The sequence below is a fragment of the Rhodoferax sp. GW821-FHT07F03 genome (assembly GCF_059418745.1).
On record NZ_JBWKQM010000002.1, the window covers coordinates 1 to 25,405 of the forward strand.

Sequence of the window (25,405 nt, forward strand, 5' to 3'; positions counted from 1 at the left end):
TCACGAAACTCGATCTGCGCACAGGGCAACGCCATAGTTGCGCGTGTGGGAACCGGATTTTTTTACAGCCTCGTTAGGCTGGAGACATCCAGGCCGGCGTTGCTCAGCGTGGTCAGGACTGCGGTCTGTGCGGTGCTGATACTGCTGGTGGTGACTGTGCTGGCGCTGCTGCTGAAGTTGCTGAAGAAGCTGGCGGGGTCGGTGCCGGCCAGGCTGGCGACCAGCAGTTGCGTCAGCGGTGTGATATTGGCCGCCTGGGTGGTGCTGGTGCCGGGCGCGACAACCGAGTACAGCACCGTGTTGCCATCGCTGCTGGTGGCTTTGACGGCGCAGGGTAGCGTTACGCCCGTGAGGCTGGCGGTATAGCTGCCAGTGGTGGAGGTGGTCGCGGTGCCGGAGCCGGCAGCACAGCTGATGGAAACCGTGGCGCCTGCCATGGCGGCGCCGGTGGCGGCGGTGCCGCTGAAGGTTGTCGTGGTCGCTGTAGCCGTGGTGGGGCTGCTGCCACCGTCGCCACAGGCGGCCAGGCCCAGCAGCGCTGAGGAGGCCAGGGCCAGACCGAGTTGCTTGCGAGAAAGATGCATCGTGTGTCCTTTTAGATAGATATCCGGGCGCGCTATGCCCTCTTGGAACGGGCGGTTGCAGTCGCCCGATGGAGCCATTCCCAGGGGGATGGCTCACATGTAACCAAGTGTGTATCGGCGGGCGCGAACGCGCTATCACCCGAACGGGTGAGTGGCCCTTAAAAAGATGGATCTAGAACCCGGCCGCCAAGATGGCTTGCGCGGGAAGCGCGGGATACTCGGTCGCCAGAAAATAGGCGGGGCTGGACAGCAGAAGGGCGACCAGTTCCGACTGGCGTTTGGTGCCGGTTTTGAGAAAAATGTTCTTGAGTTGGCTCTTCACCGTGTTGATGGAGGTGCCGCGGTCTTCCACCACATCGTCCAGCGCCTTGCCGCTGCACAGGGCGACGGCCAGTTCCGCCTCGGCGTTGGAGAGCGTGAACAGCCGCCGCACCAGGTCCAGCGTGGCGCGGGGCGTGGCCTCGGGGTTGAAGGCAAACATCAGTGCCGCACCGCGCACGGTGGAGGGTTCCGGCAGCGGTAGCGGGGTAATCATGAGCATCAGCGGCTGGTGGCCGCTGCGGGGCATCAACACCACGCCATTCATTTCATTGCGGTGGTCCAGGCGCGTGCGTACGGCCTGGGCAATTTCCCAGTTGAGCTTGCGGTTGGTGGCCCGGTCGTTGGTTTGCAGGTGTCCCTGGTCTATACGTATGTCCGGCAGCGTCGCCAGCATCGTGGTCGCGCTGCGGTTGTGGTGCACCACCAGGCCGTCTTCCGCCAGCAAAAAGGTGGGCATGGCCAGAACGTCCAGGCCTGCGATCAGGAAGTTCTGACCCAGCTGCAGCTCGGTGAAGCGCTGGCGCATCTGGATGGCGCGCTGCAGATGCGGTATCAGCAGGTTGAGTTCCTCCATTTCCGCACGGACGAAAGGCGGGTGCGATGGCGCTTTTTGCACAAATAGCAGGGTGGACCAGGGACCCTCTTGCAACACAATCGCCCCAGCAGCATAGGCCATGCCTTGCGGGATCACCCACTCTTTGTAGAAGCGGCTTTCCGGAATGCGTTCGGGGTGGGGTACATCCAGGTTGCTGGCGTAGAAGTGGGCCACGGGCGAGCGCATGATGTGTTGCGCCAGCATGTCTTCGTCCGCATATTCCAGGACGTAGCTTTCTATCTCCGACTGGGAGATACCGCAAAGCCATATGCCCCGAATTTCCTGCGTTTCTGCATGCCGCACCATCAGCGATACGCCCTTGAGCTGGAAAAGCTCCCGCAGCGCTTTGATGAAGGACTGGAAGCCCTCGGATGTCATGACGCCGTCATACAGGCGGCCCAGCAAATCGTTAAGTAGTGCAAGCGAGCGTGCAGTCATCTGGCTTCCATAGGCAAAGACGCTGAGAATTGTAATGAGTCTGTTACGAATCAGATATGTTTTCGTACATGCTGCGGGCCAGGGCTGGGGATGTCTAAATAGTTACTATCAATCGATTTTGTTTTATCAATTGTAATTTTTGTCGTGTGACCCGTAAGATTGCTCCTGTTCGCATTACCAACCTACAGGAGCCCACGATGACCACGCCCGCCCAACGCCCCGAAATCAAGACCCTCGCCAACCTCGAAGCCGCCTTCGCTGGCGAATCCATGGCCCATATCAAGTACCGCTACTTCGCCAAGCTGTCGCGCGAAGCCGGTGACGAGGCTACGGCCCGCGCCTTTGAAGCCACGGCCGACCAGGAAGTCATGCACGCCTTTGGCCACCTGGATTTGCTCTACCCCAAGGCCAGCATGACGCCTGCCAAGGCCCTGCAAATCGCCATCGACGGTGAAACCTATGAGTACAGTGAGATGTACCCCGGCTTCCGGGCCACCGCCGAAGCCGAGGGCAACGCCGCCGCCGTGGCCGAGATGGACGAGCAGATCGAAGAGTCCAAGGTCCATGCAGCCCAGTTCAAGGCCGTGCTGGAAAAAGCCCAGAAACGCTTTGCCGCCCTGGCCAAGGTGGAGGAGCGCCACGCCAACCACTACAAGGCGCAACTGGCCACGCTGGCGGCATAATTGCTGCAATTTTCATAGCTGCTTGCGCTCGATTTATCTGCGCTAGAGGCATTTTTACAGACCATTAACCAACTTCACCAACCCAGTCTTCAGCTGAGACGCACGCCCACCAAAAACACCGCAGAGCTGGCTTTGCCAGGCTGCTGGTGTTGCCCCCTGCAAGGGGGGAGGCGGAAAGTGCGCAGCACTGTAGCCTGGGGTGAGCAATAAGGAAACCACCATGAAAACCTATATCTGTATCGTTTGCGGCTTCATCTATGACGAGGCCACCGGCCGCCCCGAAGACGGCATTGCCGCCGGCACCCTGTGGGCCGACGTGCCTGCCAGCTGGGAATGCCCGGAATGCGGCGTGGCCAAGGCCGACTTTGAGCCGGTAGAGATTTAAGAATCCAGTTTCCGCAAGCGAAAATGGCTGCTGGTGGTGCTTACCCCTGCAGCCATTTTTTATTCCCCCCGCTCTGCGCCGTGCGTTTCGCTGGCCGTCGCGGCAGCAAGCCTTTTCCATATCCAAGCCCTATGTCCTATCCCGTTTTGATCATTGGCGCCGGCCTGGCCGGCTGGCAAACCGCACGCGAGTTCCGTAAGCTAGACACCACCACGCCCATCACCCTGGTGACCGCCAATGCCGGTGATTTCTATGCCAAGCCCACGCTGTCCAATGCCTTTGGCCAGAAGCGCGGCCCGGCGCAACTGGTGACTACGCCGGCCGCCACCATCGCGCAGACGCTGAACGTTACGCTGCTGCCCCATACCCAGGTCACGGCCATCGACACGGCCACGCAGACGCTGCACACCGGCGCCGGCCCCTTGCCCTACCGCGACCTGGTGCTGGCCACCGGCGCCCAGCCCATCCGCGTACCGCTGCAGGGTGATGCAGCCGATGGCGTGCTGTCGGTCAACTCGCTGGACGACTTTGCCGTCTTCCACCAGCGCCTGACCGCCTTGGGCGAGGGCGCGCGTGTGGCGATCATGGGCGCCGGTCTGATCGGCTGCGAATTTGCCAACGACCTGGCCGGCGCGGGCTACCGGGTGACGGTGATCGACCCGTCCGACCGGCCCCTGGCCGCCTTGCTGCCGCCCACGGCCAGCACGCAGCTGCAGGCAGCCCTATCCGAGCTGGCCGTGCAATGGCAGCTGGGCGCCACGGTGCAGCGTGTGGACACCGCTACCGACGGACTTAGCCTGGGCCTGTCGAACGGCCAGACGCTCAGCGCAGACATCGTGCTCAGCGCCGTGGGCCTGCGTGCCGACATGGCGCTGGCCCAGGCCAGCGGTATTGCGGTGGAGCGTGGCATTCTGGTGGACAAGCAGCTGCGCACCAGCGCCGCCCATGTATGGGCCCTGGGCGATGCCGCCCAGTACGCCAGCGCAGCCAGCCTTGGCGCGCCCACCGGCCGCACTTTGCCCTATGTGATGCCCATCATGGCGGCAGCCAAGGCACTGGCCGCCAACCTCCATGGCACCGACACCGCGCTGGCATTCCAGGCCATGCCGGTAGCCATCAAAACCCCGGCTCTGCCCATCGTGGCGCACCCGCCCGCACCCGGCCAGCTGGGCCAGTGGGTGGAGCAGGTACTGGGCGAATGGTGGTTCGCCTCGGCCGAGGCGGCGGACACGCACCACGGCTTTGTGCTTACCGGCAGCCACACCAGCAAGCGCATGGCGTTGGTGAAGCAGATGGCGGCATGATGCGCGGGCTTGCCGGCTGGGCCCTTTGGTTCGGCGTTGCGGTCACTACCGCATTCGCGCAGACAGAGCCTGCGCTCAATGCCGCTTTGCGGGAACAAGTGCTGATGGTGCGCAAGCCGGGTCTTTTGGGCACGGAGCTGCAAACTACCATCTACCGACCACCTGGTGCCGGCCCGTTCCCCGTGGTGCTTATTAACCATGGCAAGTCGCCAGGGAACCCGCACTTTCAGCCGCGCCAGCGTTACGAGCGGCAGGCGCGCGAATTTCTGCAGCGGGGCTATATGGTGCTGGTGCCTATGCGCCAGGGTTTTGCGCAATCGACGGGCTCCTATATCGGCAGTGGCTGCAATGTGGAGGGCAACGGTCTGGCACAGGCGGAAGACGTGCGTGCGGTGCTCGAATACCTGAAAACCCAACCCGATGCGGACCTGGGCCGCATACTTGTGGTGGGGCAGTCGCATGGCGGCTTGACGACGCTGGCGTTTGGCACCTTTCACTATCCGGGCGTCAGGGGGCTGGTCAATTTTGCCGGGGGTTTGCGGCAAGACGGTTGCCCAGGGTGGCAGAACGCGCTGTCCCGCGCGTTCGAAAGCTACGCTTCTGAAACGGATGTGCCTTCGCTGTGGTTCTATGGCGACAACGACTCGTTTTGGCAGCCCTGGCATTACAAAGACATGTACCAGCATTACCGCGACGGCGGCGGCAAGGCCCGCCTCGTCGCGTTTGGTACTTTTGGAAGTGACTCGCATGCCATGTTTGGCTCCGCTGCGGGCTTGCCGATCTGGGTGCCAGAGGTGGATGCTTTCCTGGCCGAGTTGGGTCTGCCCCACAGCCAGCTGTTCAAGCTGGCGCTGATTCAGCATGAAAACCCGCCCCCCACCGGCACCGGATTTGCCCGCCTGGAGGACGAAAAAGCCTTGCCCGGCGGCAAAGAGACCCGCCAGCGTGGCTATCTGCAGTATCTGGCGGCCGAGCCGCCTAAAGCTTTTGCGTTGTCGACCACGGGGGCTGCCTGGGCCTGGTCAAGTGCGCGTTCCAATGCCATGGCGGCGGCGCTGGAGCGCTGCAATGCGCTTGCCAAAGACAAGAGCTGCCAGCTGTACGCGGTGGACGACACCGTCGTATGGAAAGTGCCTGCAGGCGACTGATAGCTGTCAACCCGTCGGTCCATGGCGTGACGGTGGGATACTCGCCCTCCAGAATATCTGGAGACACCATGGACATTGTGAGAAACATCCCGCGCTGGCTGTGCGCGCTGGGGCTGGCGGCGCTGGCCGTGCCCGCGTTTGCCATCGACGTGACCGCCGGACCGCCCGCGCAGCCGGTGGCCGACAAGCAGCTCAGCATAGGCGCCCGCACCTTGCAACTGCCCGACGGCAACTGGACTTACGTAGCCCAGGCCCAGTGGAGCGTGAAGCGCGGCCCGCCGCCACGGCTGGCGGTGTTTGCCGCCTATGCGCTGGATGTGCAGGCCGGCCATATGCGTGCCGGTGTGGTATTGGAGATGCCGGCCCGCAGCGTGGCCGGAGCCGACTGGGATGCCGAGACCTGCAAGCTGCGCAACCCCTTGTTCAGCGACAGCTTTGGCAGCAACTGGAAGGAATCGGAATGCCTGCAGGTATTCCAGCGGTCCGGCCATTTGCTGGGCACGCAGGGTGAGTTCTACATCCAGGCACAGCAATGGCTGCAGGCGCAGTCCATCTCGCCGCCCGGTGCCGCCTACGAAGTGGTCTACACCAAGTACGGGCGCAATGACTACGGTCGGGTGCGGGTGTTCGTGCCCGCCCAGGCCGTGGAGAACGACGAAGAAATGATCGCCTGGGCCAAGCAGCTGCCCGACCTGCTGCGTGGCTTCATGGAGAAGCGCAGCACCGAGGTCAAGCTGCCGCCCATTCCAGCGCGTGCCGTGGTGGCGGAGCCTACCCAGGCGATTGCCCCGGTGCCAGCCGCGTCTGCCGATGACAGCCGGGTCGTCGTGCCCTACCGCGCATCCGGCTATGCCAAGCTGGACGATCTGGACGCCTTGCCCTACAACGCTGAGCATGTGCGCAAGGCCTACCGCGACTGGCTGGGCCAACCCCTGCCGCGCGCGTTCGTCTTGTCCAGCCAGAAAGTGATTTACAGCGTGGGCCGCGACCCCGACGATGCCTCCGAGCCGCACGACCCGGCCGAGCGCGCCCTGGCCCGCTGCCGCCGTGCCAGCCAGACGCCGTGCCAGCTGTACGCCGTGGACAACGTGGTGGTCTGGGTGCCACCCGCCAAGTCTGCGACACCCGCGAAAGCCCCCTGAACCTCGGCCCGGTCTGTCCGCATACACAATAGGTTTTTCAGACAAGAGGGGACGTGGATGCGGATTGCCTTGTACCAGCCGGATGGGCCGCTGGAGTTTTGGATAAATGGTTTGCACGCCGTGTGGCCGCAGGCCGAAGTGGCACTGTGGGAGCCCGGCAGCCCGCCGGCCGACTACGCACTGGTGTGGGCGCCACCGCAGGCATTTTTTGACGAACAGCCGGGGCTGAAAGCCGTGTTCAACCTGGGCGCCGGTGTGGACGCGCTGATGCGCCTGCGCATCCCGCCACAAACCCTGCTGGTGCGGCTGGACGACGCCGGCATGGCCGCGCAAATGGTGGAGTTCGTGTGCCATGCGCTGCTGCGCCTGTTCCGCGACATGGACGGTTACCAGACCGACGCGCGGGCTGGCCGCTGGGTCCGGCGTGAGCCCGCGCTGCGCAGCGATTTCCCGGTGGGCGTGATGGGCCTGGGCGTGCTGGGCACACAGGTGGCGCAGGCGGTACGCGGCTTTGGCTTCCCGGTGCAGGGCTGGAGCCGCCAGCCCAAGGCGGTGGACGGCGTGCAATGCTTTGCCGGCAGCGCGCAGCTGGACGCGTTTCTGGCCGCCAGCCGGGTGCTGGTATGTCTGCTGCCGCTCACGCAGGATACCGAGAACATCCTCAACCGGCACACCCTGTCGCAGCTGAAGCCCGGCGGCTATCTGATCAACGTGGCGCGCGGCGGCCACCTGGTGGATGCCGACCTGCTGGCCCTGCTGGACAGCGGCCACCTGGCCGGCGCCACGCTGGACGTGTTCCGCACCGAACCACTACCATCGCAACACCCGTTCTGGGGTCGCCCCCAGATCCACATTACCCCGCACATTTCGGCGCGCACCCTGCTGCCGGATAGCCTGGCGCAGATCATCGCCAAGCTGCAGGCCCTGCTGCAAGGCCAGCCCGTGGTAGGCGTGGTGGAACGTGAAAGAGGTTATTAAATGCCCTTGCCATCCCGCGTCAAGCGGGTCGATAAAGGCGCGGATAAGTAGACGCTGCAGGCCTTAGTATTGGGTCCAATCAGCTTAGAGACGGCGGCTTCGCCATGAAAGAGTAGTGCCATGTTGACCAAAATTCATATCCAGCAGTTCAAGGGTTTTCGGGATACGGAGATAGCTCCATTACGCAAGGTCAACTTGATCTTGGGTGGACAGAACGTGGGGAAAACATCTGTCCTGGAAGCTGTTTATCTTGGGGCATCGAATGTTGATCGGTTTCAGCAAGTTGCGTCTTTATTTCGCGTGGCGGAAGGTGGTGATAACAATCGATACGTTGATTCGGTTTTAGGTAAACGTGATTGCAGTATTGAGCTATCTAATGTCGACGGGTATATCTTGCGTACGGAATTCAATATTCCAATCGAAAAAAGAAATTTTTTTCCATTGCAGGCAATCACGCACAACAATTTGCGGATACGTCGATTGATCTCAGGTCCCAGGGTTGTGGCTGATCAAAATGCGGTTGCTGCGCGATTCGCAATGAACAGTACAGAGCTTTTGATCTCAGCGGGTGATGCAATTCAAGAGGTGTCATTTCTTGACCCGTTACCTGTGTCTGTGCACTTACCAAGCCAGCTTGGCTTGGTTCAATTATTTGATCAAGCGGTGCTTGCCAGAAAAAAACGTGTTTTGTTAGCAATGCTGCAGCGCATTGAACCGCGGTTAGAGGATATGCATTCTTTGTCTCCAGATAGTGAGCAGCGTATCTATGTCGAGCTACAAGGTGTTGGCGATGCTTTGCCATTGCCACAGATGGGACATGGATTCAGCCGCTTGGTGCATCTGTATAGCAGTCTGCTTGTTAATAATTCCAAGCTTGCGTTGATGGACGAGATCGAAAACGGTATCCACTATTCCTCTCTGCCTACTTTGTTTCGTGGCATCCAAGACGTAGCTGCCCAGCATGGCGTTCAGACCTTGATGACCACGCACAGTTGGGACTGCATTCGCGCCGCTTACCAAACCTTTGCCGATGCAGGCCGCTTGCAAGACTTCCAGCTTATCCGCCTGGAACGAGACAGCGACAACGTGCGTGCGGTCATCATCAACGATGGGGACTTGGAAACGGTCATGGAGGCGGGCTATGAAGTCCGTTAAGTTGGGGAATGACGCGATTACTGCGCCCGTGTTGCTTCTGGTGGAGGGGGAGGACGAAGAGTACTTGGTGCAAAAAATGTGCGAGCACTGGTTTCCAGACCGCGCGGAAAACATCGACATTGAGTGTGTGCAAGGGGCCGATAATTTTCCCCGCCGTTTTAGAGCCTTGAGGGTGCGTAGTCCGGGCCTGCTGCAGGTTGTGGGTGTTATCACGGATAGTGAAGATGATCCGCAGGCAACAGCACAGCGCTGGGGCAATTTATTTGCTGAAGTCGAGCCGGAGATTCAGCGACCTTGCAGGAAGCTTCAGCTTCCGAATGAGGACGAATCTGGTGCATTTGAGGCTTTGGTACTGCAAGCGCTGCAGGATGACCCTGTGGCGGTTTGTGCCACTGGTTTTCGGGACTGTGTTGTACCGCACTTAGGGGTGAGGACGCACGCACAGCAAGACAAAATAGCGGTGCAGGCATGGCTTAGTGCACGTCTTGGTAACGCATACGGCAATGTGTTCAAGGCGCAGAAGAAGCATTCACGGGTTGAGCTGTTGAATTACGACCACGCTGCATTTGCTCCGATCAAGCAGTTTGTTGAAGGCTTGTTGTCCATGGTGGATGACGCGCTTCAACAGGACAACATCTAACCATCTAGCGGAGCAATATGCCCTTGCCATCCCGCGTCAAACTCGTCGATGTCGGCCCGCGTGACGGGCTGCAGAATGAAAAGCAGCCGGTGCCGGCGGCGGTCAAGATCGAACTGGTGCAGCGCCTGCAGCAGGCCGGTCTGACCGAGATCGAAGTCACCAGCTTTGTCAGCCCCAAGTGGGTGCCGCAGATGGCCGACAACGCCGAGGTCATGGCCGGCATCGTGCGCAAGCCCGGTGTGCGCTATAGCGTGCTGGTGCCCAATCTGCGTGGCCTGGAGGCGGCCCTGCCGACCCGGCCGGACGAGGTGGTGGTGTTTGCCGCCGCCAGCGAGGCCTTCAGCCAGCGCAACATCAACTGCAGCATCGAAGAAAGCATAGAGCGCTTCCGCCCGGTGGTGCAGGCGGCGCTGGCGCAGAACGTGGCGGTGCGCGGCGCCATCTCTTGTGCGGTAGGCTGCCCTTACGAGGGCGAAGTGGCGCCCGAGCGCGTGGCCATGGTGGCGCGGCTAATGCGCGAGATCGGCGTGCAGCATGTGGGTGTGGCCGACACGATTGGCGTGGGCACGCCGCTGAAGGTGCAGCGCGCGCTGGAGGCAGCCTTGCAGCATTTCGCGCTGGACGCCGTGTCTGGCCACTTCCACGACACCTACGGCCAGGCGCTGGCGAATACGCTGGCCGCGCTGCAGCTGGGCGTGTGGCAGTTCGACGCGTCGGTGGCTGGCCTGGGCGGCTGCCCGTATGCCAAGGGTGCCACCGGCAACGTGGCCACCGAGGACGTGGTCTATATGTTGCATGGCATGGGCATTGATACGGGTGTTCATCTTGAGCAACTTGTCGATGCCGGCGCTTTTATCAGTGACTTTCTGGGGCGCAAGCCACAGTCGCGGGCTGCCACTGCATTGCTGAACCGGCGCGGCACCTAGGTGCGCCGGCTGGCTCGCATGCCGACGGCTTTTCAGTTTTTTCTATAGGAGTTCCAGCTATGGCTTCCCTACTTGCTTCGCGGATGGTCCGTGCCTGGTTGGTGGCGTGCGGCTTGCTGGCGGCAGTAGTGCCGGTGCATGCCGAGGGCAAGGAGTGCGCCATGGTGTTGCTGCACGGCAAATGGAGCAGCACCAAGTACATCGCATTTTTTGGACGAAAGATGGAGTCCGTCTGTGATTTCAAGTCGCTAGAAATGCCCTGGTCTGAGCGGCGGGGGTACGACCAGCCGTATAGCTCCGCGCTGGCAGATATCGATGCCCAGGTGAAGGACTTCCGGGTTCAGGGCTACAAGCGCGTGGTCGTGGCGGGACACAGCTTCGGTGCGAATGCTGCGTTGGCCTATATGGCGACCATCGGCGATGCCGATGCCATCGTGGCGCTGGCACCGGGGCACTCGCCGGGGACAATGTACGAGCGTGGTATCGGGCGCAGTGTGGTGGATGCTGCGCGTGGACTGGTCGTGGCGGGCAAGGGTGAGGAGTTGTTGGATATGGAGGACTTCAACCAGGGCAAGAAGCGCAGCATGCGCATGCGTGCCGATGCGCTGTGGAGCTATTTCGACCCCGAGGGGCTTGGGCACATGCCCAAGACGGCAGCGGGCTTCAAGAGGTCAGTGCCGTTGTTATGGGTCGTTGGCACCGGCGACCCGCTGTTTCCTCAGGGAGCGGACTTCGCCTACAGCAAGGCGCCGCCGAACCCCAAGAGCCAGTACGTGGTGGTAAACGCCGGCCATGGTGACACTCCCGATGTGGCGGCCACCCAGGTGGCTGCCTGGATCAAAAATTTGGAATAAGGAACTGAGCATGTGTGGAGCTGAACTCAAACCCCTGCCCGAGGGCGTGCAACGGGTGGCCGCCGCGCTGCAGGCCCAGGGCCACTTGCATATGCCGCGCATGCTGGAGGATGCTGCGCGTACTGCCCAGCAGGCGGCGGATGCGCTGGGCATCGCCCTGGGGCAGATCGCTAAGAGCATCATCTTCCGCCGCCTGTCGGACGACGCGGCGGTGCTGGTCGTCACCTCGGGCGACCGCCGTGTGGACGAGGCCAAGGTGGTGGCACTGGTCGGCGCGGTGGGCCGGGCCGATGCGGCATTTGTGAAGTCGCACACGGGTTTCAGCATCGGCGGTGTGGCGCCACTGGGCCATGCCACGCCCCCGGTGACACTGATAGACCAGGACCTGTTCCGCTTTGCCGAAATATGGGCTGCCGCCGGCCATCCGCACGCGGTGTTCGCGCTGGCTCCGGCGGACCTGCGGCACCTCACAGGTGCGCCGGTGGCCGATGTGGCACTGGCCGAGTCTGTGGTGTGAATGCTACTGATTTGATAGCTGCTCGCGCAGGTGTTATCTGCGCCAGCGGCCAATTTGATGTGGAATCTCCATGCGTGTCCATCTGCCAGCTGGACACAGCAGGTGCCCTGTGCATAGGCTGCCTGCGCACCCTGGACGAGATTGCCGCCTGGAGCAGCATGGATGTTGCGGCCAAGCGCGCGGTCTGGATGCGGCTGGCCTCGGCGGGTTTGTAAAGTCCGGGGCACCAGGTCACGGGGGTGTGCGGGGCTGGGCTTGCACTCGTATGATGCGCCTCTTGAATACATTGCCACGGGCTCGCCATGCATCTCCACCGGTTGTTTCACGTGTTCAGCATCTTCTGCCTGGTGTTTGTGTGCCAAGGAGCCCGTGCGCAGGCCAGCAAGCTGGTGATCGAGGAGGACCGGCAGACCTGGCGGTTCCTGGCGGACGAGACCAGTGTTCTGGAGCAGCGGCTGGTGTACCGGGTGTTGTCGCCCGAAGGCGCGCAAAGCATCAGCAGCGTTCCACTGAGTTACCAGGACGGTTGGCAAGCCCTGGAGTTGGTGGAGGCATACACCCTCAAGCCTGATGGTCGGCGCCTGCCGGTGTCACCAGATGCCATTCAGAAGCAAAGTGGCGCTTTGGGAGGCAGCACAGGCATGACATGGCCCGAGTTGCGGGTCTGGCAGCTGAAATTCCCCGATGTGCAAGTGGGCGACCGCGTTGTGCTGCACCACAAGCAGACGCAGCTGAAGCCCCTGTTACCTGGCTGGCGCAGCTTCAGCTGGTTTGCCAACTACAACGTCAACACGGAAAAGCTGCTGGTCGAAGTGCAGGCACCCAAGGACCTGGCCCTGGCGGTAGAGACGCAAGGCGTTGAAGTCAGCCGCAGCGAGGCGGATGGTTTGCAAATCCAGCGCTTTACCGGTCAGGTAGCCGCCAGGGCCTACGACCCGGGCACCAGCAATGCGTCTACCACCGTGGCGCGGGTGCTGGTGTCTTCCTTGGTGAGCAATGAGGCGCTGGCGGATCGCTTTGCTCGGGTGGTGCAGCCCAAGCTGGCTCCCCATTCCGCACTGCGCGACATTGCCGAGCGCGAGACGAAAGGGCTGACCGAGCCCGCGGAGAAGGCCAAGGCACTGTATGACTGGGTGCGCAAGAACATCCGTTACAACGCCGTCTACCTGGGGGCCGGTGGCTGGGAGCCCAACGACATGGCGCATATTCTGGACACCCGCTATGGCGACTGCAAAGACCATATGCTGTTGTTGATCGGCCTGCTGAAGGCGGTCGGCGTGGAGGCCGTTCCCGCATTGATCAATACGGGGGGGGACTACGCGCTGAACTCGGTCGCGGCGGGTTTCAACCATGTCATCGTGTACGTGCCTGCGCAGGATCTTTATCTGGACCCCACGGGCACCTCGGTGCCTTTCGGCTCCTTGCCCAGGGGCGTGTACGGCAAACCGGTGCTGCTGGCGCGCGTACAGGGCAGCAGCGTGGGTCAAACACCGGTTTTGACCCCCGAGCGCAACCGGATGGAAAGCCGCAGCGACTTTCAGATCAGTGCGGAGGGCGCGCTTCAGGGCTCTGTGCATATTGCCGCAAGCGGGCAGGCCGCGCTGTGGTTGCAAGACCGTTTGGCGCAGATACCTGCGGGCAAGGAGGGTGAGGCGGTGCGAGGCTGGCTGGAGGCGGCGAAAATCACCGGCACCGGCACCCTGCGATACCCACCATTGGACCGGGATCGCGCTGAGCAGACGCTGGAGCTGGACATTTTGATTCCACACTACGTGTCGAACCCGGAAGCGGGCAGTCTGCGCGCCAACCCGAGCATCCCGAATCTGCAGGTGTATATCCTGGACAACCTGGGGAATTTCAGCACGGAGCAGCGGCGCTTTGCCATGCCTTGTCAGCCCAAGTGGGTGCGCGAAGAATTCAAGCTGCAGTTTGATCCCTTGTTTACCTTGCAGCATCCACCCAAGGATCTGGCCTTCGAGGGAGAGGGGCTGCGCTTTAACGCCCATTACAGTTTGGACAAGCAGGTGCTGCAAGGCGACCGCGAGTTTGTGGATCGTAATCCGTCCATGGTGTGCGATGTTGCTCTGTATGCCCAGCGCAAGCCCTCCATGCAGGCGATTGCGAAAAACCTGCGTCAACAGCTGATCTACCAGCAATAGGCCCCCACTGGCGGTCTCGGGATGCGATGAAGCACATTACCTTTTATTTCGATGTCGTCTCTCCCTATGCGTACCTGGCGTTTCACAAGCTGCCACGGGCGCTGCAGGGCCTGAGCTATTCCGTCGCCTACCAGCCGGTGTTTCTGGGCGGGTTGCTGCAGTACCACGGCGTGCGCGGCCCGGCCGAGGTGCCGGCCAAGCGTGACTGGCTGTACCGCCATGTGCAGTGGCTGGCGCATGCCGAGGGCATTGCGCTGGACCTGCCGGTGGTGCACCCATTCAACCCGCTGCCGCTGTTGCGTCTGGCTCTGGCCTGCGACCCGCAGGGGCTGCCTAGCCGCCACTTGACCGAGGCTGTGTTCCAGCACGTGTGGTGCGGTGGTGCGGATGCGGCCGATCCAGTCCGCTTTGCCGCGTTGCAGCAGCAATGGCCGCTGCTGCGCGACCCGATGGGGGGCGAGGTCAAGACTGCATTGAAACAGGCCACCGATGCGGCACTGCAAAAAGGGGTGTTTGGTGTGCCCACTTTTGAAGTGGATGGCAAGCTGTTCTGGGGCATGGACGCCTTGCCCATGCTGCGCGCTTACTGTGCGGGGGACGCCTGGTTCGACGGCCCCGCGTGGGAGGCTGCCAGCCGCGTAGCGCAGGCGGCTGGCAGAACCTAACCAGGGTCAGTGGCCAGATGCGCCGGATGCGCCCAGGCCGGTTTCCGAGCGTACTTGCTGTGCCTTGAACGCGTCGCGCTCCTTATCTGCTTGCGGGCTGCGGTCCAGTATCGAGAACAGCCAGATACCGATGAAGCCGATGGTCATGGAGAACAGTGCCGGCGATGTGTAGGGGAACAGCGCCGAGCCCTTGGCGTGGCCCAAGGTGGCTTCCCAGACCGATGGCGACACCACGGTCAGACCCACCGATGAGATCAGACCCATGAAACCACCGATCACCGCGCCACGCGTGGTGCAGTCTTTCCAGAGCACCGACATGAAGAGCACCGGGAAGTTGGCCGAGGCCGCAATAGCGAATGCCAGCGAGACCATGAAGGCAATGTTCTGCTTCTCGAAGGCGATGCCCAGGGCCACGGCCACGATGCCCAGGGCGACGGTGGTGATACGTGAAACCTTCAGCTCGGAGGCGCTGTCGGCCTTGCCCTTTTTGAACGCCGTGGCGTACAAGTCGTGCGACACGGCAGAGGCGCCCGACAGCGTCAGGCCCGCGACTACGGCCAGGATGGTGGCAAACGCCACGGCCGAGATGAAGCCGAAGAAGATGTTGCCACCCACCGCCTTGGCGACCAGCACCGCAGCCATGTTGGAGGACCCGCCACCGCCTTTGATGACGCCCTTGATGGTGTCGGCAAACTCGGGGTTGGTCAGCACCAGGGTGATCGCGCCAAAGCCGATGATGAAGATCAGCAGGTAGAAGTAGCCGATCCAGGTGGTGGCCCACAGCACGGATTTACGGGCTTCCTTGGCGTTCGGCACGGTGAAGAAGCGCATCAGGATGTGGGGCAGGCCGGCGGTGCCGAACATCAGCGCCATGCCGAAGGAGATGGCCGAGATCGGGTCTTTCACGAAGCCACCCGGGCCCATGATGGCCAGGCCGATCTTGGCGGCCTCCTCAGGCATCTTGCCGTCGTTGGCGGCAATCTGTGTTTTCACCTCTACTGCTTTGGCAAACAGCGCTTCGGGGCTGAAGCCGAATTGCGCCAGCACGGCCACGGCCATGAAGGTCACGCCGGCCAGCAGCATGCAGGCCTTGATGATCTGCACCCAGGTGGTGGCCGTCATGCCGCCGAACAGCACGTAAACCATCATCAGCGCGCCGACGATTACCACTGCCAGCCAATAGTCCAGACCGAATAGCAGCTTGATCAGTGCGCCAGCGCCCACCATCTGGGCGATCAGGTAGAACGCCACAACTACCAGCGTGCCGGAGGCGGCAAACATGCGGATCGGCGTTTGCTGGAAGCGGTAGGCGGCCACGTCGGCAAAGGTGAACTTGCCCAGGTTGCGCAGGCGCTCTGCCATCAGGAAGGTGATGACCGGCCAGCCCACCAGAAAGCCGATGGAGTAGATCAGTCCGTCATAGCCCGATGCCATCACGGCGGCAGAAATACCGAGGAAGGAAGCGGCCGACATATAGTCACCCGCAATCGCCAAGCCGTTCTGGAAGCCTGTGATGCCGCCGCCGGCGGTATAGAAATCAGAGGCCGATTTGGTCTTGGCGGCAGCCCATTTGGTGATGAACAGCGTGCCCACCACAAAGATGCCGAACATGGTAATGGCCACCCAGTTGGTGGGTTGTTTGTCCACCTGACCCAGGTCTGCGCCAGCTGCCAGTACCGCACCGGTTGCTGCAATGAGCGCGAAGGCGCAGAAGGTTTTGAGCAGGGATTTCATTGGGCTGCATCCTTCAGGATTTCGGCGGTCAGGCGGTCGTATTCGCTGTTGGCTCGGCGCACGTACAAGCCAGTGATAAGAATGGTGAAGACAATCACGCCCAGCCCGATGGGAATGCCCAGGGTGGTGACGCCGTTGCCTATCGGCTGTGCGAGGAAAGGCTTGTCGAAAGCAATCAGGGCGATGTAGCCGTAGTACACCAACATCATTAGTGCGGTGAGTGTCCAGCCGAAGCTGCCGCGCTTGCGCCGCAGTTCGTGGTACTTGGGGTTGGCCTCGATACGGGCCACGACGGGGTCTGTCATGCTGGTCTCCAGTGGTTCTTTGTGGCCCGCACCAGGGTGAGGGGATATATGTCAGCGCTGCGGAGTGTGGGCAGAGGGGCTGACCGGGAACTGACTTTTTCGGCTGCGCAGCTTCGCTCAGGGTTTATCCCCGGATGTGTGCTTTTGTAAGGAAATGGTCAGGTGGTATTCGAAAAATGCTTCGAGACCACCCTTGGAGGAGGTCCGCACAACAAAGGAGACAAGCTATGGCAACAATCGCGGGAGCAACACCCAGGCCCATGACAGGTGAAGAGAAGAAGGTCATCTTCGCCTCGTCGCTAGGTACCGTGTTTGAGTGGTACGACTTTTATCTATACGGTTCTTTGGCGGCCATCATCGCCAAGCAATTCTTCGGTGGGCTGGACCCCACCTCGGGCTATATCTTTGCGCTGCTGGCGTTTGCCGCGGGCTTTCTGGTGCGGCCTTTCGGGGCGATTGTGTTCGGCCGTCTGGGCGACATGATCGGGCGCAAATACACCTTCCTGGTCACCATTTTGATCATGGGCTTGTCCACCTTCATTGTGGGGCTGCTGCCCAGCTATGCATCCATCGGCATTGCCGCTCCCATCGTGTTGGTAGCCTTGCGCATGCTGCAGGGCCTGGCGCTGGGCGGTGAGTATGGCGGTGCTGCAACTTATGTAGCCGAGCATGCGCCGCACGGTAAACGCGGTGCCTATACCTCGTGGATCCAGACCACGGCGACCTTGGGCCTGTTTCTGTCGTTGATTGTGATCCTGGGCTGCCGGGAAGCCCTGGGTGCGGACTTTGATACCTGGGGCTGGCGCGTGCCCTTCCTGGTTTCCATTCTGCTGCTGGGTGTGTCGGTGTGGATCCGTTTGAGCATGAACGAATCACCCGCCTTCCAGAAGATGAAGTCCGAGGGTAAGACTTCCAAGGCTCCGTTGACCGAATCCTTTGGCCAGTGGAAGAACCTGAAGATCGTGATCCTCGCCCTGGTTGGCCTGACTGCTGGCCAGGCCGTGGTCTGGTACACCGGGCAGTTTTATGCACTGTTCTTCCTGACGACCATCGCCAAGGTGGACGCGACCACGGCCAACCTGTTCATCGCCGTGGCTCTGCTGATTGGCACGCCGTTCTTCATCTTTTTCGGTGCGTTGTCGGACAAAGTGGGCCGTAAACCCATCATCATGGGCGGCTGCCTGTTGGCTGCGGTGACGTATTTTTCGGTGTTCCCGGCCCTGCTGCAGTACGCTAACCCCGCGCTGGTGGCCGCACAGAAGTCGGTTCCGGTGGTGATTACAGCCGACCCGGCGCAGTGCTCCTTCCAGGGCAGTCCGATCGCGCGCGACATCGACTTCACCAGTTCCTGCGACATCGCCAAGCGCACTTTGACGCAAAACTACATTCCCTATACGAATGTGAATGGCGCGCCAGGCAGCACGGCCAACATCAAGTTGGGTGACAAGGAAATCGCGTCAGTCACCGGTGCGTTGAACGAGAAGCGCGACGCCTTCTCGGCCGACAGCAAGAAGGAAATCGATACTTTCCGCAAGACCGTGGTGGATGCCGCCAAGGCCGCCGGGTTGACCGTCAAGGCCGACAACGCCGCGATGAACAAACCAATGATGCTGCTGATCCTGGTCTACCTGGTGATCCTGGTGACCATGGTGTATGGCCCGATCGCGGCCATGCTGGTGGAGATGTTCCCGACCCGCATCCGCTACACCTCGATGAGCTTGCCCTACCACATCGGCAATGGCTGGTTTGGCGGCCTGCTGCCGACCACGGCTTTCGCCATGGTGGCGGCCACCGGCGATATCTTCTATGGTCTGTGGTACCCCGTGGTGGTCGCAGCCGGCACCTTTGTGATCGGCATGCTGTTCGTCAAGGAAACCAAGGACGTGGATATTTACGCCAACGATTGAGACTGCGTAGCCAGCTCTGGCCGGTGCGGCTCTGTTGCTGCACCGGCCATGATTTTGAAGTAAAGGCGCTCGTAGCCGCTTTGCATTGGGGGCTTGCCTGACAGCGGTGCGTAGCCCAGGCCAAAGGCCGCATCGATATGCTTCCAGTCCTCTGCACGTAGCAGGCGGGCGGCAGCCGGGAAGATCACGCTCTCCTCATGCTGCATATGCGCCTGGTAATACGCGATGTACTCGTAGGCGGCTTCATTGAAAGCGGCACTGCGTGGCTCTCCCATTATTTCCCAGGCGATCAGGGTGTGCTGTAGTGAGCGCACCAGGGCGTCACCGCGAACGTGTTCTTTCTCCAGCTTTTCTACGTCCGGGAAGAGTTGCGGCGCCACGCGCAGCAGTTGCGGAAACAGAAAGTCCGACTCCTTGGGGTGGTGCAGTTTTTCCGGTAGCTCATCGATATAGAACAGCATGGCACGCAGCAGGTCGAAAAAGCGCTCGGGCTCGTCCTGCGGACCGCGGTCGAGCAGGCGCTTCATGGCACGCAGAACGCATGCTAGTTCTGCATGTTCGTTGCGTAGCATCTGCAGGCTGGGGGGCAGCCGGTATTCACCCATCTCTTGTGGCACGCGAGACTCCGTCTCAGGTGGCATCGGCGATGTGCATGACGACCCGGCCTTCGATATTGCCGCTGCGCATGCGGTCGAATACAGCGTTGATATTGTCTAGCTTGTCCTCGGAGTAAATGGTCCGGACCTTGCCGTCGCCTGCAAAGGCGAGTGCTTCCTGCAGGTCCATGCGGGTGCCGACGATGGAGCCGCGCACGGTCTTGGCGTTGAGCACCATGTCGAAAATAGGCAGGGCAAAATCTCCGGGAGGTAGGCCCACCAGGGACATGGTGCCGCGCTTGTGCAGCATGCCCAGACCCTGTGCGAAAGCGGAGCGGGACACGGCCGTGACCAGCACGCCGTGTGCGCCGCGCAGTGCGCGCTGCACCTCTTGCACCGGGTCCTGCTGTGCTGCATGGATCACCATGTCGGCGCCCAGACGCTCGGCAAGCTGTAGCTTGGCTGTGTCGATGTCCACCGCAATCACATGGAAGCCCATGGCTTTGGCGTATTGCACCGCTAGATGCCCCAGCCCGCCTATGCCGGAAATGGCGACCCAGTCGCCGGGCTTGCAATCCAGTACCTTGAGACCCTTGTAAACGGTGACTCCTGCGCACAGCACCGGAGCGATTTCTGCGAACCCTACATTGGCTGGCAGATGGCCCACGTAGCCTGGGTCGGCCAATACGTATTCGGCATAGCCGCCGTTGACCGTATAGCCGGTCATTTGCTGGCTATCGCACAGGGTTTCCCAGCCAGTGATGCAGTGCTCGCAATGGCCGCAGGCGGTATGCAGCCACGGTACGCCCACGCGGTCGCCTTCCCGGATGTTCTTGACGCCCGCGCCCACGGCGGCGACAAAGCCCACGCCTTCGTGGCCGGGAATGAAGGGCAGGCTGGGTTTCACCGGCCAGTCACCCTCGGCGGCATGTAAATCGGTATGGCATACACCAGACGCGACGACCTTGACCAGCACCTGGCCGGCGGGCACCTCGGGAATGGCGACTTCTTCGATCTGCAGAGGCTGTCCAAAGGCATGGACTACGGCAGCTTTCATGGTGCGCATGGCGGGCTCCTGTTGCGGCAAGGGACGCCAGCCGGTGCTAGTCCGGTGGCATATGGCCCACTTTAGGCCGGTCAGGCGAGCAGCGCTTTGCGCTGGATCAAGGTTTAGACCATGAAAAGACCTTGAGCAGGCTCTCAGAGCTGCGATGCGGTCGTCTGGCCTACAACCACGCCGTGCAAAAAAGCCTGCAGTACGGGGTCTGCCTGCAGCTGTTCCGCGAGCGTCGCAGCTTGCGCCACGTCGCGCGCGGCGCCCAATCGGCTTTGCAGTTGCAGGGCTCGTGCGTGCCATTGCTGCGCCCGTTTGGCCGGCAGCACGCTGCGCAATGCTTCGATGCCATAGCGTAGTCGCTTGGCCAGAATGCGCAGACGGTGCTGGCCGTCCAGCGTGGATGGGGCTTGTTGGGCTTGTTCCAGTTTCTTGTGCAGGCGCTGCATGCGCTTGCGGGCCCAGCCGGACAGGGGTGGGGCAGGTTTTGCCATGGGCTCCACTGGATGGGAGGGGCTTTCCAACCACTCCACCATGGCCAGCAGGCAGGCGCCCGTGCGCGGGTCTTCCAGCAGTTTTCGTGCGGTTTGGCGCTGCACATGTGCGGCTTGTTCCAGGTCCGACATCAGTTTGAGCCAGCCGGGTGTGCGCCGTGCGTGGCCCTGGGTGTATGTGGTGTGCAATGCCGGCAAGCTGCTGGTGCGGGCCACGTCCAGATCGCGCAGTCGCCCCAGGGTGGCCACCAGGGGCTGCAATGCTGCCCATGAGGGTACGGCTTCGGTTGGGAACTGTTTTTTGCACAGCCGCCAGAAGCTGTTGAAGCGGCGCCAAGCGATCCGCGCCTGATGGACCAGTTCAGGATCGTCGTTGCGGCGCAGCGCGTCCAGGTTGGCCATCCACTGGCCCAGCATTTCGCGTAACAGTTGGCGAGCGGCTTCGCCAACGGGCTGGTTTTTTGACAGTGCCAGGGGCTTGGCACGTAGCGGGGCGTCGTGGGCGTCCTGGGCGAGCTGGTAGCCGCGTGCGGCTTTGCTGGTTTGTGACGGCAATACCGCTACCGTGCGGGCAATTTTCCGTGCTAGGTCGAACAGCGCTTGTGGCGGGCCGGCAAGCAGCTCCAGCTCCAGTTCGCAAATGGGAGCTTGCTGGTCCCTGACTATGGTTTTGCCACGGTCCAGGGCTACTTCGACCACGCTGCCGTCGCGCTGGCGTACGGTCCACAGCGTGCGCTCGAAGGTCGTGGCGAAGCAGGGCTGCAGCGCAGCGAAAAGGCTGTCGTCCGGGTCCAGCTCGGGCCAGGGCGTGTTGTTCAGTGCGGCGCGTACCAGGTTTTCATCTGGCACGGGCGTTTCCCATTCGCCGCGCTGGCTCAGGGCGGAGGCGCTGTTGCCGGCGGTTTTCAGGGTTTGCAGCCATTGTGGCGTGCCGCTGCCATCTACTTTGCGAATACGCAGGGCAATGCGCTGTTGGCGCAGGCGCTGGTCGGGTGTGTCGTAGTAGACGTTGTGCAGCTGCAGTATCTGGGGTTTGCGTCGTGCCAGAGGTGGAGTGCGGGCCAGGCGCTGCGCCAGGTTTTCCGGGTCGGCGCAGGGCAGAGCGAGTTTGAGTTCGATTTCCATGGGATGCTGTGGCGGCTGTGTGGGAGCTGTATTTTGCGACTACGCCATTGCCGCCATGCGTGACGTCGCTCAGCTAAACGACTTCACCAGTGAATCCAGCAAGACCTTGGGTGAGTGGTCGTGGCGCGTGACGGGCGGCACAGCGCGTTGCACTTTCAGCAGTTGGTACACCGCCATCTGTGCCGCGCGCACCGAATACTCCACGGTAAACACCACGTCGTCGGGAATTTCGACAAACTGGCTCACAAAAGCCAGATTGTGCGAGCAAAGTGGCACGGGTAAGGGGCGGTCGGACTTGGCACGAGGCATAAACATGCTGGTGATGTAGGGCATGCGGCAAGGCACGCAGTTGGCACCGGTTAAAACCTCTGGGTCGAAGTTCAGATGGCCGCGCAACTCTTGCAGTATCTCTGCACCGCTGCACTCGCTCATGGGTTTGGCGACAAAGTCGCCGATGCGGTCGGGCTGCAGTGCGTAGCCCCAGAATACCTGCTGGCCCGCTGGCTGGTCGCGAAAGTGCGGCTGGTGGTAGAGCACGATAGACATCTGCCAACGCGAGTCCTTGAAGGTCACCAGCCCTCCCGTACCCGCGGCGTTGCCTGAAAACGCCTCCATGCGGTCAAAGAAGGCGGGTTGTGTGCAGGTCACTGTAAACGAGGCCCAGTAGGATTCGCTGATATTGCTGTTGAAAGCCGCCGGGTTGCCAAACTCGGGCCGGCCGCGCGCAATTTTTTCCCACAATGTCCAGCCATGGCTATCCGCCTTGGTGAGCCGAGGCGCTGGTGCATCCATGGAGCCTGTGCTGGAGGCATCGGTCATCGATGCATTCTGGAAAAAAACCAGATCATCGGACCCGACGGCCAGCTGCTGCACGCCTTGGGTATTGCGCAGTGTCATGCCTTGCACGTGGACCTTGCCCGCTGCATCGTGCAGGTCGAAGTCGGTGACGGTCGTGCCATGCTCGAAGCGCACACCTTGTTTGCGCAGCCAGGCCACTAGCGGCTGCACGATGGAGTCGTTCTGGTTGTAGACGGTGCGCTTTACGCCGGCCAGCGATGCGATGCGCGGGAACTCGTTCATAAAGCGGTGCAGATAGCGCTTGAGTTCAACGGCGCTATGCCAGGGTTGGAAGGCGAACGTGGTTTGCCACATCCACCAGAAATTGGTTTGAAAGAAGGGCGGCGAAAGCCAATCGGTGATGCGGCTTGTGCCGAGGGTCTCCTCGGAGGTTTCGGCCAGTCGTAGCAGCTCAATGCGGTCTGCGTTGCTGAAGCCCATGGAAGACACATCTTGTTTGAAGCGGTTGTGGTCTACCAAACGCGCCCGCGAGTGGGCAGGGTGCGCCTGATTGAAGCGCACGGTTTCGCTGTAGATCGATTCGCCCGGGTGATCGAGTGACGGTATCGTCTTCAATAAATCCCACAGGCATTCATAGTGGTCGGTGGTGAGCATGCGGCCGCCGCGCAGCGAGTAGCCCGACTCGGGCCTGAGTGCGGCATCCAGGCTACCGCCCAGCAGCGGGGTGCTCTCGAAGATGGTGATGCGGGAGCCGGGGACTTTCGCATCTCGGACCATGAACGCGGCCCCGGCGAGAGAGCCAATACCGCCGCCGACAAAATATGCTTGCATACGCATGCTTCCTCTTTTGACAAGGAGCCATGCTAGCCAGGCTGGGCGCCAGATCCATTGAGAAAGGTCAAGCAATACGATTGCCAATCATCTGCGTATTGGCAACTGAGGGTAAGCTGGTGTTTCTACTGGCTGGCCAGGTCGAATATTTTCGCCATGGGCACCCATTTTTCGCCCGCTGGCGTCCAGGGTGTGGGGGCCTGGTAGGTCCACATCAGCTCTTCCCAGCGCACGATGGCTGGGTTGGTCAGAGATGCCTGCGCCATGCGCTCTGGGCTGTAGACCGCTGGGTCCACCTCCATCACCATGAAGAGGCGGGTGCCCAGGCGGTAAATCTCCATGCCCAGCACGCCCTGGGTGCGCAAGTGTGCGTGGACTTCTGGCCAGATTTTTACGTGGGCACGTTCGTACTCGGCAATGCGCTTGGCATCGTCTACCAGGTCCAGTGCCAGGGCGTAGCGCATGCTTACAGCTTGTGCGTCAGCAATGCGTACTGGCGGTCGGGCTCGGAGGAGACGACCTGGAACTGTGCAACGGTTCCCACTAGATCGCTGGCCTGGTTTTGCAGGCTACTGGCCGCTGCCGCCATCTGCTCTACCAGGGCCGCGTTTTGCTGCGTGACCTGGTCCATCTCGCGGATGGCTTCGCCGATTTGCGACACACCCTGGCTTTGCTGCGCGCTGGAGGCGCTGATTTCGGCCATGATGCCCGTGACTCTTTGGATGGCTGTCAAAACCTGCTCCATGGTGGCGCCGGCCTTGTCTGCCAGCTGGCTGCCTACTGCCACGCGCTCCACGCTGGAGCCGATCAGGCTTTTAATTTCCTTGGCGGCCTGGGCGGAGCGCCCGGCCAGCGAGCGCACTTCGGATGCCACCACGGCAAAGCCCCGGCCTTGTTCGCCGGCCCGCGCGGCTTCCACTGCCGCGTTCAGCGCCAGGATATTGGTCTGAAAGGCGATGCCATCGATCACGCCGATGATGTCCTCGATCTTGCGTGAGGCCGTGTTGATGCCGCGCATGGTCTCTACCACTTGGCCTACCACGGCACCGCCTTCCGAGGCGACAGTGGAGGCTTGCTGTGCCAGGCGATTGGCTTCGCGTGCGCCTTCGGCGTTTTGCTTGACGATGGAGTCCAGCTCTTCCATGGACGCCGAGGTTTCTTCGAGGGCGCTGGCTTGCCGCTCGGTGCGGGTACTCAGGTCCTGGTTGCCTTTGGCTATTTCTGCACTGGCCATAGCGACCGATTCTGCTCCATTGCGCACGCTGACCACCACCTGCGTCAGGCTGGCCTGCATACCGTCCATGGCCGCCATCAGGCTGCGGGTATCTGTCGCCTGGACGGGGATGGCCTGGGTCAGGTCCCCGGCACCAATACGCACCGCCACTGAAGTGGCTTCCTTGGGTTCACCGCCCAGTTGTGACGACAGCAGGCGGACGATGCCAACTGATAGCACCAGGGCAATGACGATACTGGCCACGCACACCGACAATGATTGGATCAGGGCGGCCTGGTAGGCGTCACTGGAGCTTTTGAATGCGGTTGCGTTTTCCTGCTGCTGGTGCAGCATGCCCGCGTCCAGCGATTGCTGCCAGGCGTCTATCGCATTCCCTACGAGATCAAGTGTCTTGATGGCTTCGGAGTCCTTGTGTTCCTGCACGCTGGCATACAGGCTGGCAAGCAGTGGAGCCGACTTCTGAAAGGCCGCGTCCACCGTCTTCCAGGAGGCATCAATGTCCGCGCCCTGGCTGGAAGCATTCAGTCGCTGACGGATGGCTTGGTAGTGGTCCAGCTCGTTCTTGTAGGCTTTGATTTCCTCGGCAATCTCGGCGTCGCTGTTGAGCAAGATGATTTTGCGCACCGACAGGCTGATTTTTGCCACCGATTTGTAGAGGTCATATGCGATGGCAATCTGCACATTGTTGTGCTTTTCCATGGTCTCCAGATTCGCCTGCATTCTGCGCATCATCGTTGCATTCAATGCGCTGGAGAGCAGGTACACCAGCAGCATCAGGCCAAATCCGGCGAACAGGATGTGGGAGATTTTCGCATTCGACACTTTCATGGCAC

The 25,405-nt window shown here is 61.5% G+C and carries 25 protein-coding genes; 15 read left to right on the forward strand and 10 right to left on the reverse strand.

Annotation, left to right across the window (positions count from 1 at the left end):
* Positions 1-62: 62 nt before the first annotated feature.
* Both AC07R0_RS02650 and AC07R0_RS02655 read right to left on the reverse strand, forming a co-directional pair.
* Positions 63-584, reverse strand: coding sequence for a hypothetical protein (locus tag AC07R0_RS02650; protein WP_495103687.1), 522 nt, complete (start codon positions 582-584; stop codon positions 63-65).
* Positions 585-756: 172 nt separating this feature from the next.
* Positions 757-1,938 carry a helix-turn-helix transcriptional regulator gene (locus tag AC07R0_RS02655; RefSeq protein WP_495103688.1) on the reverse strand — a complete coding sequence of 394 codons (1,182 nt, stop codon included), beginning with the start codon at positions 1,936-1,938 and terminating at the stop codon, positions 757-759.
* A gap of 197 nt (positions 1,939-2,135) precedes the next feature.
* Between AC07R0_RS02655 and AC07R0_RS02660 the strand changes: the two genes are divergently transcribed.
* The 14 genes from AC07R0_RS02660 (at position 2,136) to AC07R0_RS02725 (ending at position 14,494) form a co-directional block, all read left to right on the forward strand.
* Positions 2,136-2,621, forward strand: coding sequence for a rubrerythrin family protein (locus tag AC07R0_RS02660; protein WP_495074036.1), 486 nt, complete (start codon positions 2,136-2,138; stop codon positions 2,619-2,621).
* Positions 2,622-2,841: 220 nt separating this feature from the next.
* Positions 2,842-3,006: a rubredoxin gene (locus AC07R0_RS02665; RefSeq protein WP_495103689.1), complete on the forward strand. Its 165-nt coding sequence runs from the start codon at positions 2,842-2,844 to the stop codon at positions 3,004-3,006.
* A 131-nt stretch (positions 3,007-3,137) separates the two neighbouring features.
* On the forward strand, positions 3,138-4,310 hold the full coding sequence (locus AC07R0_RS02670) for an FAD-dependent oxidoreductase (RefSeq protein WP_495103690.1): 1,173 nt from the start codon (positions 3,138-3,140) through the stop codon (positions 4,308-4,310).
* Positions 4,307-5,458: a dienelactone hydrolase family protein gene (locus AC07R0_RS02675; RefSeq protein ID WP_495103691.1), complete on the forward strand. Its 1,152-nt coding sequence runs from the start codon at positions 4,307-4,309 to the stop codon at positions 5,456-5,458. The genes AC07R0_RS02670 and AC07R0_RS02675 overlap by 4 nt, the downstream gene beginning before the upstream one ends.
* Before the next feature lie 68 nt (positions 5,459-5,526).
* The gene (locus tag AC07R0_RS02680; protein ID WP_495103692.1) at positions 5,527-6,600 is read left to right on the forward strand and encodes a hypothetical protein; all 1,074 of its coding nucleotides are present in this window, start codon (positions 5,527-5,529) and stop codon (positions 6,598-6,600) included.
* Positions 6,601-6,657: 57 nt separating this feature from the next.
* Complete coding sequence (locus AC07R0_RS02685; protein ID WP_495103693.1) at positions 6,658-7,578, forward strand: 2-hydroxyacid dehydrogenase; 921 nt, start codon at positions 6,658-6,660, stop codon at positions 7,576-7,578.
* A gap of 120 nt (positions 7,579-7,698) precedes the next feature.
* The gene (locus AC07R0_RS02690) at positions 7,699-8,733 is read left to right on the forward strand and encodes an AAA family ATPase (RefSeq protein ID WP_495103694.1); all 1,035 of its coding nucleotides are present in this window, start codon (positions 7,699-7,701) and stop codon (positions 8,731-8,733) included.
* Positions 8,720-9,373: a DUF3226 domain-containing protein gene (locus AC07R0_RS02695; RefSeq protein ID WP_495103695.1), complete on the forward strand. Its 654-nt coding sequence runs from the start codon at positions 8,720-8,722 to the stop codon at positions 9,371-9,373. The genes AC07R0_RS02690 and AC07R0_RS02695 overlap by 14 nt, the downstream gene beginning before the upstream one ends.
* 17 nt (positions 9,374-9,390) lie before the next feature.
* Positions 9,391-10,299: a hydroxymethylglutaryl-CoA lyase gene (locus AC07R0_RS02700; RefSeq protein ID WP_495103696.1), complete on the forward strand. Its 909-nt coding sequence runs from the start codon at positions 9,391-9,393 to the stop codon at positions 10,297-10,299.
* Positions 10,300-10,358: 59 nt separating this feature from the next.
* A complete protein-coding gene (locus AC07R0_RS02705) occupies positions 10,359-11,153 on the forward strand; it encodes an alpha/beta fold hydrolase (RefSeq protein ID WP_495103697.1) in 795 nt (264 codons plus the stop codon).
* Positions 11,154-11,163: 10 nt separating this feature from the next.
* Complete coding sequence (locus AC07R0_RS02710; protein ID WP_495103698.1) at positions 11,164-11,670, forward strand: YbaK/EbsC family protein; 507 nt, start codon at positions 11,164-11,166, stop codon at positions 11,668-11,670.
* A gap of 59 nt (positions 11,671-11,729) precedes the next feature.
* Positions 11,730-11,885, forward strand: a complete 156-nt coding sequence (locus AC07R0_RS02715) for a DUF1289 domain-containing protein (protein ID WP_495103699.1) — start codon at positions 11,730-11,732, stop codon at positions 11,883-11,885.
* Between the two features lie 87 nt (positions 11,886-11,972).
* Positions 11,973-13,829 carry a DUF3857 domain-containing transglutaminase family protein gene (locus AC07R0_RS02720; protein WP_495103700.1) on the forward strand — a complete coding sequence of 619 codons (1,857 nt, stop codon included), beginning with the start codon at positions 11,973-11,975 and terminating at the stop codon, positions 13,827-13,829.
* A gap of 26 nt (positions 13,830-13,855) precedes the next feature.
* Positions 13,856-14,494: a 2-hydroxychromene-2-carboxylate isomerase gene (locus AC07R0_RS02725; RefSeq protein WP_495103701.1), complete on the forward strand. Its 639-nt coding sequence runs from the start codon at positions 13,856-13,858 to the stop codon at positions 14,492-14,494.
* 6 nt (positions 14,495-14,500) lie between these two features.
* Here the strand turns inward: AC07R0_RS02725 and AC07R0_RS02730 are convergent, their stop codons facing one another.
* Both AC07R0_RS02730 and AC07R0_RS02735 read right to left on the reverse strand, forming a co-directional pair.
* Positions 14,501-16,228 (reverse strand): cation acetate symporter, encoded by a 1,728-nt coding sequence (locus AC07R0_RS02730; protein ID WP_495103702.1) that lies wholly within the window; start codon positions 16,226-16,228, stop codon positions 14,501-14,503.
* Positions 16,225-16,533, reverse strand: a complete 309-nt coding sequence (locus AC07R0_RS02735; protein ID WP_495074022.1) for a DUF485 domain-containing protein — start codon at positions 16,531-16,533, stop codon at positions 16,225-16,227. Before AC07R0_RS02735 ends, AC07R0_RS02730 begins: the two co-directional genes overlap by 4 nt.
* A gap of 227 nt (positions 16,534-16,760) precedes the next feature.
* Here AC07R0_RS02735 and AC07R0_RS02740 point away from each other — a divergent pair, with 227 nt between their 5' ends.
* Entirely contained in the window at positions 16,761-18,440 is a 1,680-nt protein-coding gene (locus tag AC07R0_RS02740; protein ID WP_495099016.1) for an MFS transporter, read from the forward strand.
* Here AC07R0_RS02740 and AC07R0_RS02745 read toward each other — a convergent pair.
* The 6 genes from AC07R0_RS02745 to AC07R0_RS02770 form a co-directional block, all read right to left on the reverse strand.
* On the reverse strand, positions 18,425-19,057 hold the full coding sequence (locus tag AC07R0_RS02745; RefSeq protein ID WP_495074020.1) for a hemerythrin domain-containing protein: 633 nt from the start codon (positions 19,055-19,057) through the stop codon (positions 18,425-18,427). The genes AC07R0_RS02740 and AC07R0_RS02745 overlap by 16 nt on opposite strands.
* Before the next feature lie 13 nt (positions 19,058-19,070).
* On the reverse strand, positions 19,071-20,102 hold the full coding sequence (locus AC07R0_RS02750; RefSeq protein ID WP_495074019.1) for a zinc-dependent alcohol dehydrogenase: 1,032 nt from the start codon (positions 20,100-20,102) through the stop codon (positions 19,071-19,073).
* A gap of 134 nt (positions 20,103-20,236) precedes the next feature.
* The gene (locus AC07R0_RS02755) at positions 20,237-21,709 is read right to left on the reverse strand and encodes a CYTH and CHAD domain-containing protein (RefSeq protein WP_495103703.1); all 1,473 of its coding nucleotides are present in this window, start codon (positions 21,707-21,709) and stop codon (positions 20,237-20,239) included.
* A 69-nt stretch (positions 21,710-21,778) separates the two neighbouring features.
* Positions 21,779-23,338 (reverse strand): oleate hydratase, encoded by a 1,560-nt coding sequence (locus tag AC07R0_RS02760; protein ID WP_495103704.1) that lies wholly within the window; start codon positions 23,336-23,338, stop codon positions 21,779-21,781.
* Between the two features lie 125 nt (positions 23,339-23,463).
* Entirely contained in the window at positions 23,464-23,802 is a 339-nt protein-coding gene (locus AC07R0_RS02765) for an L-rhamnose mutarotase (RefSeq protein WP_495103705.1), read from the reverse strand.
* A 2-nt stretch (positions 23,803-23,804) separates the two neighbouring features.
* Entirely contained in the window at positions 23,805-25,400 is a 1,596-nt protein-coding gene (locus tag AC07R0_RS02770) for a methyl-accepting chemotaxis protein (protein ID WP_495103706.1), read from the reverse strand.
* Between the last annotated feature and the right edge of the window lie 5 nt (positions 25,401-25,405).